Here is a 9,536-nt window from a genome sequence, read left to right as displayed (position 1 = left end):
CCCGACGACCGATGTGCCTGCGGGATACACCGAGGATCAGCGCGGGGTGGCCGGCGGGTTCGAGGCGGAAGCCGACATCCTCGACACCTGGGCGACCTCGTCTCTCACGCCGCAGCTGGCCGGCGGATGGCAGCGCGATGAGGAGCTGTGGAACCTCACCGCCCCGTTCGACCTGCGTCCGCAGGGCCAGGACATCATCCGCACGTGGCTCTTCTCGACCATGCTGCGCTCGACCCTCGAAGACGGCCGTTCGCCGTGGCGCAACGCCGCGATCTCTGGCTTCATCGTCGATCCCGATCGCAAGAAGATGTCGAAGTCGAAGGGCAACGTCGTGACACCGGCGGACATCCTCGAGACCCACGGCTCCGATGCGGTGCGCTACTGGGCCGCCTCCAGCCGCCTCGGCATGGATGCCGCGTTCGACCCGCAGAATCCGACCCAGGTCAAGATCGGTCGACGCCTGGCGATCAAGGTGCTGAACGCTGCGAAGTTCGTGCTGTCGTTCCCCGTGCCGGAGGGCGCGCAGGTGACCCACGCGCTCGACGCCTCGATGCTGACCGCTCTCGACTCCGTGGTCGTCGAGGCGACGCGGGCATTCGAGAACTACGACCAGGCGAAGGCGCTCGAGGTCACCGAAGCGTTCTTCTGGACCTTCTGCGACGATTACCTCGAGCTCGTGAAGGAGCGCGCGTACAACCAGAACGACGTCGGACAGGCATCCGCTGCACTCGCGCTGCGGCTCGCGCTCTCGACGCTGCTGCGCCTGCTCGCTCCCATCCTCTCGTTCGCGACCGAAGAGGTGTGGTCGTGGTTCGAGGAGGGCTCGGTGCACACGGCATCCTGGCCCGAGCCGCTCGGCATCGAGGGCGACCCCGCCGTGCTGTCCGTGGCCAGCGAGGCTCTGATCAGCATCCGTCGTGCGAAGACCGAGGCCAAGGCATCGCAGAAGACCCCGGTCGCGAGCGCCATGATCACGGCTCCGGCGGAGAAGTACGAGGCGCTGCGAGCAGCCGCCGCCGACCTGTCGGCCGTCGGGCGCATCGCAGAGCTGGGACTCGCCGTGGGTGACGAGTTCGCGGTCACCGCGATCGAACTCGCCCCGGTCGAGGGCGCCTGATGCAGCTGGGCACGCGGTGGGCGGCGGGATCCGAGCCGCCGGCCTCCGTTCCTGCAGTGCTCCGACCGGCGATCTCGGAAGTGGAATCGCGCGGTCTCACCGGGCACTGGACGCTCACCTGGCTGGAGGGTCGCGCCATCGCCGAGCTCGACGCCGGCTGGGAGGTCGTGCAGACCGGGTCGGGCGACGTGATCGCCCGGCCGTTCGAGGACTGACTGCGCGACCCTTCGTGCACGCAAGCCCCCTGTCCGCATCTGCGGCAGGGGGCTTCGTCATCCCCGACAGTCCGGGTCAGCGCCGCGGAAGCCCGAGCTGGGCGAGCATGTGATCGACGGCGTGCGGGTCCTGGCGACGCGTCTGCTGCTCGCGCAGGAGATCGAGTGCGAGTTCGCGCTTCCGGGCACGCCGCTCGATGCGATGCTGCACGAAGGCGGTGAGCACGTCGGCCAGGCCGAGCAGTCGTCGCTCGACCTGAGTCGGGGCGACGAGTCGAATGGTCGCGCTGGTCATGATTCCTCCACACTCGTGTCTGCCGCATCGGCCAGGACCGGTCCCGATGCGGGAAGGTCGAAAAGCTCCGTGCGCATCGACACTCGGCGCACATCCGGTCCTGTCTGACCCCGGTAGCGCTCGACAGCGCGATCTATCACGGTCATGAGCTCGGCCTTGAGATCTTCCATTTGCGTCGACGTGACCTCGAGGAGCGTGGTGGCGATGAGTCCCGTGTCCTTCCACCCCTCGGGAACATCGGAATCGGGGCGATTCACCCACGACATCAGCGTCTCGTGTCGCAGACGGAAGAACTCGGACGAGACGATCTGCGCTGCAGCGCGGTTCGCGGGCGACATCGCCTCGCTCGGGCCGGGGATGTCGATCCGCCCCTGCGGAAGCTCCCACCAGCGCTCGCGAGCGGTCCCGCGACCCTCGACCTCTCTGATCAGGTCGTGCGCCGAGAGGGTGCGCAGGTGATAGCTCGTCGAGCCGGACGTCTCCCCCAGCATCGCAGCCAGTGAACTCGCCGTCTGGGGCCCGTGAGCGCTGAGCAGATCGAAGATACGCACCCGAAGCGGATGCGCGAGCGCCTTGAGGGCACCCGGATCCAGTCGTCGCATCTGCTCGTCGTTCGTCATGCATGCAAATATACCTTTGCAAAGACTTCTTTGCAAGCGTTTCTTTGCACCTCTCGCAGCGCCTCCGTTCGAGAGGCTCTCGTCCCGCGAAGCACGGTGGGTAGGCTCGGAAGATGACCGACGTCTCGAACCCGCTGCTCCAGCCGTCCACCCTCCCGTACGGGCTTCCCGACTTCGCAGCCATCAGACCCGAGCATTACCTCCCCGCATTCCAGGCGGCTTTCGACGAGCACCTTCACGAGATCTCTCGGATCACCATGGTGCGCTCGATGCCCACGTTCGAGAACACCATCGAAGCGATCGAACGATCCGGCGAGCTGCTCGATCGGGTCGCTCATGCCTTCTACACCGTCGCATCGGCCGACGCGACCCCCGCGATCCAGGACGTCGACGAACAGCTCGCACCCCTGATGGCCGCACACCAGGACGCGATCACCCTCGACAGTGCGCTGTACTGGCGCGTTCAGCAGGTGCACGCGCAGCTCGAACACCTCGAACTCGACGACGAACAGCGGTACCTCGTCGAGCGGCACCACCGCGAGATGAGCCCCGCGGGAGCCGCTCTCGGTGACGACGCCAAAGCGCGGCTCACTGCGTTGAACCAGCAGCTCTCAACGCTGAACAACACCTTCGAGCGCAATCTGCTGAACGACACCAACGACCTCGCGGTCGTGTTCGACTCCCCCGATGAGCTCTCCGGCCTCAGCGCCGGAGAGCTCTCCGCCGCATCCCGCTCTGCCGCCGACCGGGGCCGCGAGGGCAGGTACGTCGTCTCCCTGCCGCTGTTCACCGGCCATCCGTACCTCGCGCAGCTGCGCGATCGGGAATCGCGACGTCGCATCATGGACGCGTCCCGTGCGCGGGCCTCGAGAGACAATGCGAACGACAACCGTCCGGTGCTGCGAGAGATCGTCAGGCTCCGCGCGGAGCGCGCAGCTCTTCTCGGCTACCCCTCTCACGCGGCGTACGTCACGGCAGACGAGACGGCCGGCAGCCCGGAAGCCGTCGAGCGGATGCTCCGCGAACTCGCCGCGCCGTCAGCACGCAACGCCCGCGCCGAGCGCGAGACCCTCCAGGCGATCGTCGATGAGACCGAGAGCGCCCCGTTCGCCGTGGAGGCACACGACTGGGCCTACTACACCGAGAAGGTGCGCACTGCGCGCTACGACATCGACACGAGCGCGTTGCGCCCGTGGTTCGAGGCCGAGCGAGTTCTGCAGGACGGCGTGTTCTTCGCCGCCACGCAGCTTTACGGCGTGACCTTCACCGAGCGCCACGACCTCGTGGCCTATCACCGGGGAGCCCGGGTGTTCGAGGTGCATGACGCAGACGGCAGCGCACTGGGCCTGTACGTGCTCGACCTCTACACCCGCGACTCGAAGCGTGGAGGCGCGTGGATGAATCCGATCGTGAGTCAGTCCCGCCTGCGCGGCACGCTGCCCGTCGTGGTCAACAACCTCAATGTCCCGCTGCCCGGGGAGGGCGAGCCGACGCTGCTCACTCTCGACGAGGTGACGACGCTCTTCCACGAGTTCGGCCACGCGCTGCACGGCCTGTTCGCGGTGGTCACCTACCCGCACTTCTCAGGAACCAATGTCTTCCGCGACTTCGTCGAGTTCCCCAGCCAGGTCAACGAGATGTGGATCCTCTGGCCCGAGGTGCTCGACAACTACGCCCGCCACCACGAGACCGGGGAGGCTCTGGACCCCGCGATCGTCGAGCGCCTGCGCGCGACCGAGACCTTCAACCAGGGCCACGACACCAGCGAGTATCTCGCGGCCGCCTGGCTCGACCAGGCATGGCACCGCGTGGCCTCCGACGTCGAGATCGCCGACGTCGCCGCGTTCGAGGCTGCAGCCCTCGCCGATATCGGTCTCGATGACCCGGTCGTGCCCACACGCTACTCGTCGACGTACTTCGCTCACGTGTTCTCCGGCGGATACAGCGCGGGGTACTACTCGTACATCTGGAGCGAGGTGCTCGACGCAGACACGGTCGACTGGTTCCGCGAGAACGGTGGACTCACGCGTGAGAACGGCGACCGGTTCCGTTCCCGGTTGCTGGGCGTCGGCGGCTCGAAGAACCCTCTCGACGCGTACCGCGACTTCCGCGGTCGCGACGCCGAGATCGCGCCCCTGCTGAAGCGCCGCGGCCTCGAAGCCTGACCTCATCGCCTCAGAGAGGATCTGGGGTCAGCCGACGAAAGTCACGCGCTCTTGCGCTTGCGCTCCATCACGATCGTGGGAGGCGCACCCTCGTCGACAGCCGCGCGGGTCACGATGACCTTCGCGACGTCCTCGGCCGAGGGGATCTCGAACATGATCGGGCCGAGCACGTCTTCGAGGATCGCGCGGAGTCCGCGAGCACCCGTCTTCCGCTCGTCCGCGAGGTCGGCGATGGAGCGGAGCGCCTCTTCTTCGAACTCGAGCTGCACGCCGTCGATCTCGAACATGCGCTGGTACTGCTTCACCAGTGCATTGCGAGGACCAGTGAGGATGTCGATGAGCGCATCCTGGTCGAGCGGAGACACCGAGGTCACCACGGGCAGACGCCCGATGAACTCGGGGATCAGACCGAACTTGTGCAGGTCTTCCGGAAGAACCTCACTGAACAGGTCGAGGTCCTTGCCCTTGTCGTGCAGCGGAGCTCCGAAGCCGATGCCATGCTTGCCGACGCGGGCCGAGACGATGTCTTCGAGGCCCGCGAACGCACCTGCGACGATGAACAGCACGTTCGAGGTGTCGATCTGCAGGAACTCCTGGTGAGGATGCTTGCGCCCGCCCTGCGGCGGAACCGAGGCCACCGTGCCCTCGATGATCTTCAGCAGTGCCTGCTGCACGCCTTCCCCCGAGACGTCGCGGGTGATCGAGGGGTTCTCGGCCTTGCGGGCGATCTTGTCGACCTCGTCGATGTAGATGATGCCCTGCTCGGCGCGCTTGACGTCGTAGTCAGCAGCCTGGATCAGCTTGAGCAGGATGTTCTCGACATCCTCACCCACATAGCCGGCCTCGGTGAGAGCGGTGGCGTCGGCGACCGCGAACGGCACGTTCAGACGCTTGGCGAGCGTCTGCGCCAGGTAGGTCTTGCCGCAGCCGGTCGGACCGATGAGCAGGATGTTGCTCTTGGCGATCTCGATGCTCTCGGCCTTCTGCTCGGCCGACTGGAGGGTGCCGTGCGCACGGATGCGCTTGTAGTGGTTGTACACGGCGACGGACAGCGCCTTCTTCGCCGGCTCCTGGCCGACGACGTACTCCTCGAGGAAGGAGAAGATCTCGCGGGGCTTCGGCAGTTCGAAGTCCGCCGTGCCCTCAGCGGATGACTCGGCCATCCGCTCTTCGATGATCTCGTTGCACAGCTCGACGCACTCGTCGCAGATGTACACACCGGGGCCAGCGATGAGCTGCTGCACCTGCTTCTGGCTCTTTCCGCAGAACGAGCACTTGAACAGGTCGGCGCTTTCACCGATACGGGCCATGCGCGTCCTCCTAAGGGGAACCTGAGATCGTCTACTGAGCCTAACCTCTGCATCCGACACCGGGACGCATTGGACCGTCGGCGCTTGTCTCGAGTCGACATCGACTCACCCGGAAGAAGGCCCACCCCGCGCGATGCGCGGGGCGGGCCGGTCAGCCGAGAGGCGTCAGTCGAGAGAGGTCAGACCATGCTCTTGGTGTGCCAGACGGTCTTGATCTCGGTGAAAGTGCCGATTCGCTCGGGCGACGCGGTCACCGCGCCAGGTGCCAGCACTCGCTTGAGCGTCTCGGCTGCGGCGATCTGCATGTCGATCCAGTCGAGGGAGCCTGCCCCTGCGAGGTCGAGCGCGTTGACGTCCTGGTGCGAGGCGAGCCATGGGGCCATCTCGGCCGGAGATCCGGTCAGCACGTTCACGACTCCGCCTGGCACGTCGCTCGTCGCCAGCACCTCGGCGAGGCTGATGGCCGACAGCGGGTACTGTTCACTGGCGATCACGACGACGGTGTTGCCCGCCACAAGAGCTGGGGCGACGACCGACACGAGTCCGAGAAGCGCGGAATCCTGCGGCGCGACGATCGCGACGACGCCTGTGGGCTCCGGCACGGAGATGTTGAAGTACGGTCCGGAGACGGGATTCGCGTTGCCCGCGATCTGCGCGTACTTGTCGCACCATCCCGCGTACCAGACCCAGAGGTCGATCGCCTCATCGACCTGCGAGGCCGCGGCGGATGCCGAGACACCTTCCTGCGCGGCGATCTCGTCGATGAACTGCGCGCGGCGCCCTTCGAGCACCTCGGCGACGCGGTACAGCACCTGCCCGCGGTTGTAGGCGGTCGCTGCCGACCACCCCTTCACCGCAGAGCGGGCCGCGACGACGGCATCCCGTGCGTCCTTGCGGGATCCCTGTGCCGCATTGGCGAGGAACGTCCCCTTCGCCGAGCGCACCTCGTATGTGCGTCCGGACTCGCTGCGAGGGAACGCGCCGCCGATGGCCAGCTTGTACGTCTTCGGGACACTGAGTCGGTCATTGGCACCGTGTCGCTTGCTCATGCGGAGGCCCCCTTCAGGTACGCGGTGAGACCCTGTCGTCCGCCCTCGCGGCCGTACCCGGACTCCTTGTAGCCGCCGAACGGGCTCGACGGGTCGAATCGGTTGAATGTGTTCGCCCAGATGACTCCGGCACGAAGACGATCGGCGACGGCCAGGATGCGGGACCCCTTGTCCGACCAGATACCTGCAGAGAGACCGTACGGCGTGTTGTTCGCCTTCGCGATCGCCTCTGCCGGCGTGCGGAAGGTCAGCACCGAGAGAACCGGTCCGAAGACCTCGTCGCGGGCGATCCGGTGCGACGCCTCGACGCCGGTGAAGATCGTCGGTGCGAACCAGAACCCCTTGTCGGGGATCGCGCAGTCCGCGGTCCAGCGCTCGGCGCCCTCGGCCTCGCCGATGTCGCTGAGCTCTCGGATGCGGGCGAGCTGCGCCGCCGAGTTGATCGCTCCGATGTCGGTGTTCTTGTCGAGCGGGTCGCCGAGGCGCAGCGTCGAAAGACGGTTCTTCAGCCGATCGATGACCTCGTCGTGGATCGACTCCTGCACGAGCAGACGACTGCCTGCGCAGCACACGTGCCCCTGGTTGAAGAAGATGCCGTTGACGATGCCCTCGACTGCCTGGTCGATGGGAGCGTCGTCGAACACGATGTTGGCGGCCTTACCACCGAGCTCGAGCGTGACCTTCTTGTCGGTTCCGGCGACCGCACGGGCGATGTCACGGCCGACGCCGGTCGAACCGGTGAAAGCGACCTTGTCGACGTCGGGGTGACGCACGAGGGTGGCGCCGGTGGCACCTGCACCCGTGACGATGTTGANNGCCGGCGGCCAGCGCAGGGGCGAGCTTCCACGCGAGCATCGGCAGCGGGAAGTTCCACGGGATGATCTGACCGGCGACGCCCAGCGCGCGCGGGTTCGCACCGAGCCCGGCGTAGTCGAGCTTGTCGGCCCACCCTGCGTAGTAGAAGAACCAGGAGGCGACGAGAGGCACGTCGACGTCGCGGCTCTCCTTGATCGGCTTGCCGTTGTCGAGGCTCTCGGCGACGGCGAGCTCGCGGGCACGCTCCTGCACGAGGCGCGCGATGCGGAACAGGTACTTGCCCCGATCTCGACCGCTCATCTTCGACCAGGTCTTCTCGTAGGCGCGTCGAGCGGCGGTGACGGCGCGGTCGATATCCGCGTCGTTCGCGGTGGCGATCTCGGCGATGCGGCTCTCATCGGCCGGCGAGATGGTCGTGAAGCTCGCACCAGAGCCGTCGACGAACTCGCCGTCGATGAACAGTCCGTAGCTGTCCTTGAGGTTCAGCACGGCCTTCGACTCCGGTGCCGGAGCGTATTCCAGGAATGACATATGCGGGCTCCTAGTCGATCGTGACGTAGTCGGGGCCGGAGTAGTGTCCGGTGGTGAGCTTCTGACGCTGCAGAAGAACATCGTTCAGCAGGCTCGATGCGCCGAAGCGGAACAGGTGCGGCTGAAGCCACTCCTCCCCCACGGTCTCGGCGACCGTGACGAGGTACTTGACCGCGTCTTTGGAGGCGCGGATGCCTCCGGCGGGCTTCACCCCGATGCGCTCGCCCGTGCCGCGGTGCCAGTCGCGCACCGTCTCGAGCATGAGCAGTGTCGTCGGCAGAGTGGCCGCGGGCTGCACCTTTCCGGTCGACGTCTTGATGAAGTCGCCACCGGCGAGGATGCCCAGCCACGAGGCGCGCTTGATGTTGTCGTAGGTGTTGAGCTCGCCGGTCTCGAGGATCACCTTGAGCGAGGCGTACGAGCCGTCTGCACGGCGGCACGCCTCTTTGACCTGTGCGATCTGGTCGTACACGAGGCCGTAGCGACCCGAGAGGAATGCCCCTCGGTCGATGACCATGTCGATCTCATCGGCGCCGGCCGTGACCGCCTCGGCGGTGTCGGCGAGCTTGATGGCCAGCGACGAGCGTCCGCTGGGGAACGCCGTGGCGACGGCGGCGACGGAGATGAGTCCGTCGTCCGGGTCACCGTGCAGCGCACCGAGCGCCTCGACCGCGTCGCCGACCATGTCTCCGTAGACGCAGACAGCGGCGACCTTGGGGGTCGACGGGTCAGCGGCGTCCGGGTTCTTGGCCTTGGCCACGAGTGAGCGCACCTTGCCCGGAGTGTCCGAACCTTCGAGGGTCGTGAGGTCGATCAGCTTGATGATCGTGTCGAGCGCCCAGGCCTTCGACGTGGTCTTGATCGAGCGCGTGCCGAGGCCGGCTGCGCGCTGCTCGAGGCCGACGGCGTCGACGCCGGGCAGTCCGTGCAGGAACCGGCGGAGAGTGGCGTCGTCCGGCTCACCGCCGAGAACGTCCACCGCCGTCCTGCGGCTGAGTTCTTGGGTCGTCATCGTTCCTCCAACAATGCTCGTGCTGTGGTCTCATCTGTCACCAGAACGCTGCACAGGCCGCTGGTCACGACTGTGCGCGCGATGTCATGTTTGGCGTCACCGGCGGTGACGAAGATCGAGCGCTTCGCGGCTCGCAGACGGCCGAGCTCCACTCCGCCGGTTCGCGCATCGAGCTGCGGATCGACGATGTTGCCGTCGGCGTCGATGTACCGGCCGAGCACATCGCCGACTGCTCCGCGGCGGGCGAGTTCCTCGACGTCGGATGCCGTGAGGTAGCCGTTCTCGACGTGAGCCGAGCTCGCGTCGCAGGGGCCGGCAGTGAACAGGAAGGCCTGCGCCTCGGCGGCTTCGACGAGGACTGCGGCGACCGTGCGGTCGGCTTCGATGGCCTGTTTCGTCTCGACGC

The 9,536-nt window shown here is 66.8% G+C and carries 9 protein-coding genes and 1 pseudogene; 3 read left to right on the top strand and 7 right to left on the bottom strand.

From position 1 onward, the window contains the following. Positions 1-1,117 (top strand): class I tRNA ligase family protein (locus J7E68_RS12175; RefSeq protein WP_215172924.1); only part of this gene is annotated, 1,117 nt, incomplete at its 5' end. Then, positions 1,117-1,332 carry a hypothetical protein gene (locus J7E68_RS12170; protein ID WP_215172922.1) on the top strand — a complete coding sequence of 72 codons (216 nt, stop codon included), beginning with the start codon at positions 1,117-1,119 and terminating at the stop codon, positions 1,330-1,332. The genes J7E68_RS12175 and J7E68_RS12170, both read left to right, overlap by 1 nt. A gap of 76 nt (positions 1,333-1,408) precedes the next feature. Here the strand turns inward: J7E68_RS12170 and J7E68_RS12165 are convergent, their stop codons facing one another. Further along, complete coding sequence (locus J7E68_RS12165; RefSeq protein WP_215172920.1) at positions 1,409-1,627, bottom strand: hypothetical protein; 219 nt, start codon at positions 1,625-1,627, stop codon at positions 1,409-1,411. Continuing rightward, positions 1,624-2,247 carry a helix-turn-helix domain-containing protein gene (locus J7E68_RS12160; RefSeq protein ID WP_215172918.1) on the bottom strand — a complete coding sequence of 208 codons (624 nt, stop codon included), beginning with the start codon at positions 2,245-2,247 and terminating at the stop codon, positions 1,624-1,626. Before J7E68_RS12160 ends, J7E68_RS12165 begins: the two co-directional genes overlap by 4 nt. A gap of 113 nt (positions 2,248-2,360) precedes the next feature. Between J7E68_RS12160 and J7E68_RS12155 the strand changes: the two genes are divergently transcribed. Then, positions 2,361-4,412 (top strand): M3 family metallopeptidase, encoded by a 2,052-nt coding sequence (locus J7E68_RS12155; RefSeq protein ID WP_215172916.1) that lies wholly within the window; start codon positions 2,361-2,363, stop codon positions 4,410-4,412. A gap of 41 nt (positions 4,413-4,453) precedes the next feature. Here J7E68_RS12155 and clpX read toward each other — a convergent pair whose 3' ends face one another. The 5 genes and pseudogenes from clpX to J7E68_RS12130 all read right to left on the bottom strand — a co-directional run. Beyond that, positions 4,454-5,722 carry an ATP-dependent Clp protease ATP-binding subunit ClpX gene (clpX, locus tag J7E68_RS12150; protein ID WP_215172914.1) on the bottom strand — a complete coding sequence of 423 codons (1,269 nt, stop codon included), beginning with the start codon at positions 5,720-5,722 and terminating at the stop codon, positions 4,454-4,456. A 179-nt stretch (positions 5,723-5,901) separates the two neighbouring features. Further along, on the bottom strand, positions 5,902-6,771 hold the full coding sequence (locus J7E68_RS12145; protein WP_215172912.1) for an aldehyde dehydrogenase family protein: 870 nt from the start codon (positions 6,769-6,771) through the stop codon (positions 5,902-5,904). Then, positions 6,768-8,118 (bottom strand): annotated as a pseudogene (locus J7E68_RS12140) (aldehyde dehydrogenase family protein). Before J7E68_RS12140 ends, J7E68_RS12145 begins: the two are co-directional and overlap by 4 nt. 10 nt (positions 8,119-8,128) lie before the next feature. Continuing rightward, positions 8,129-9,130, bottom strand: a complete 1,002-nt coding sequence (deoC, locus tag J7E68_RS12135; protein ID WP_215172910.1) for a deoxyribose-phosphate aldolase — start codon at positions 9,128-9,130, stop codon at positions 8,129-8,131. Then, positions 9,127-9,536 (bottom strand): sugar-binding domain-containing protein (locus J7E68_RS12130; RefSeq protein ID WP_285225314.1); only part of this gene is annotated, 410 nt, incomplete at its 5' end. The genes deoC and J7E68_RS12130, both read right to left, overlap by 4 nt.

Source organism: Microbacterium sp. ISL-103 (assembly GCF_018613995.1).
In the GTDB taxonomy this organism is placed as follows: Bacteria; Actinomycetota; Actinomycetes; order Actinomycetales; family Microbacteriaceae; genus Microbacterium.
This window is presented reverse-complemented; position numbering and strand designations above follow the sequence as displayed.